The organism is Nitrospirae bacterium YQR-1, from assembly GCA_039908095.1.
Classification (GTDB): Bacteria; Nitrospirota; Thermodesulfovibrionia; order Thermodesulfovibrionales; family Magnetobacteriaceae; genus Magnetomonas.
Genome location: JAMOBJ010000088.1, coordinates 1 through 975, shown reverse-complemented (window position 1 = coordinate 975; position 975 = coordinate 1). Strand labels below are relative to the sequence as shown.

The window sequence follows — 975 nt, the reverse complement described above, 5'->3', positions numbered from 1 at the left end:
AGTCGCTTTATTCCAACTGCTAATTTCAGAATTACCTGTCCTGCATGGCTCACTATCCGCCCTGCTACCTGTATCATCTTCCAACGAAATGTTGTTATTGTGTGTTTTAACCATGAATCAGGACATGACAACCTTTTAAACCCTACAAATAGATTGTAGGCGATAATCCTCCTTACCTCATCCAACCCACTAAGACCATCTGATGAATCTCCCAGTTTCTCAACCATAGAATCCACAGACATATAAAAATCAGAACCTACCCTGTCCATTTTATTCAAAAATGCAATCCTTGGCACCCCGTAACGCTCCGCCTGTCTCCAAACGGTTTCCGTCTGAGGCTCCACCCCTGAAACTGAATCAAGCAGTATGACAGCCCCATCCAGAACTCGCATTGATCTCTCCACCTCGATAGTGAAGTCCACATGCCCGGGCGTATCTATAATGTTTATCTTATTGTCTTTCCAAAAGCACGTTGTTGCCGCGGAGGTGATTGTTATACCCCTTTCTTGCTCCTGAGGCATCCAATCCATAACAGCAGTGCCGTTATGCACTTCACCTATCTTGTAGGTCACGCCCGTATAATAGAGTATCCTTTCAGTAGTTGTAGTCTTCCCTGCGTCTATATGTGCCATGATACCGATATTACGGGTCCTGTCTAATGAGAATCGTTCCGACATCTGTTCCGGTTACCACCTGTAGTGGGCAAACGCTTTGTTTGCCTCTGCCATTTTATGAGTATCTTCTTTCTTTTTTATCGAACTGCCCACGTTGTTGAAAGCATCAACAAGCTCACCTGCAAGCCTATCTGTCATGGTTTTCTCATTTCGTCCGCGAGCATAATTTATTATCCATCTGAAAGCCAACGCCAGCCTTCTCTGTGGCCTTATCTCCACAGGCACCTGATAGGTCGCCCCGCCGACTCTCCGCGGTTTCACTTCTATCAGAGGCTTAACATTCTCTATAGATGACTTAAAC

Annotated in this window: 2 protein-coding genes; both read right to left on the bottom strand. The window is 45.3% G+C overall.

Annotated elements, in window-relative coordinates:
- On the bottom strand, positions 1 to 677 hold a 677-nt coding region (locus H7844_16025; GenBank protein MEO5358784.1), incomplete at its 3' end, for a GTP-binding protein.
- A gap of 9 nt (positions 678 to 686) precedes the next feature.
- The coding region (gene rpsG / locus H7844_16020; GenBank protein MEO5358783.1) for a 30S ribosomal protein S7 at positions 687 to 975 on the bottom strand (289 nt) is incomplete at its 5' end.